At 61.5% G+C, this 960-nt stretch carries 1 protein-coding gene and 1 pseudogene; both read right to left on the reverse strand.

What is annotated here, in order from left to right; genetic code table 11:
• A partial coding sequence (locus MOV74_RS39065) for an efflux RND transporter permease subunit (protein ID WP_246932937.1) occupies nt 1-474 on the reverse strand: 474 nt, incomplete at its 3' end.
• 227 nt (nt 475-701) lie between these two features.
• Nucleotides 702-960 (reverse strand): annotated as a pseudogene (locus tag MOV74_RS39070) (efflux RND transporter periplasmic adaptor subunit); the annotation flags it as partial.

A 960-nucleotide genomic window follows, 5' to 3' on the forward strand; every position in this document is an offset into this window, starting at 1 on the left:
GAGCTGGGCATAGTCGGCGCCGTCGCCGGTCATCATGTAGAGGATGGAGTCGACGTCGGAGAACTCGTCGTTGACGACGGGTCCCAGAATGCCCGAGGGCAGCTGGCCCTGAACGTCGACCAGCTTCTTACGCAGCAGATAGAAGAGATAAGGCACGTCCTTCGGCGGCGTGTTGTCGCGGAACGTCACCTGCAGCGCGGTGAAGGCGGGCTTGGAATAGGTCTGCACCTTCTCGAAATAGGGCAGCTCCTGAATCTTCTTTTCGATGGCGTCGGCGACCTGCGTCTGCATTTCCTGCGCAGTGGCGCCGGGCCAGATCACGGAGACGTTGACCACCTTCACCGTGAAGAACGGATCCTCGGCCCGGCCGAGCTTCTCATAGGAGAAGAAGCCGGCGACGCCGAGCACGATCATCAGGAAGAGAACCAGCGTCGGATGGCTGACGGCCCAGGCCGAAAGGTTGAAACGCTTCATCGCTCTCTCCGAAAAGACGATCCAGTTGCCAAAAACACGACAGCCACTCTATTCAACCCATCATCGCGAGGCAGCGAAGCAATCCAGGGGGCTGGGCAGATTCTGGATCGCTTCGCCGCTTCAGCCTTCGCATTTGCGCTCGGGCCGAAACTCGCCTCGCAAGGACGTAACTCACTTCCCACGTCGTTCCGGGATGGTCCGAAGGACCAGACCCGGAATGACTGGGATTAAAACGACAGTGACGACACGATCCGCACCCGCTGGCCCGGATCGAGCTTCTGCACGCCGAGGGCGACGATCTTGGCGCCCTCTTCCACGCCGCTGGTGATGACGACGTCGCTGCTCTCGTAGGACTTCACTACAACCGGCTTCAGCGTGAGCGCGCCGTTGTCGTCGACGACGTAGAAGGACGGCTTGCCGCCTTCGTTGAACAGCGCCGACAGCGGCAACCGCGCGACGCGCTCGGTGGCCGCGTCAGACAGCGTC

Source organism: Bradyrhizobium sp. SHOUNA76, from assembly GCF_023006445.1.
GTDB lineage: Bacteria > Pseudomonadota > Alphaproteobacteria > Rhizobiales > Xanthobacteraceae > Bradyrhizobium.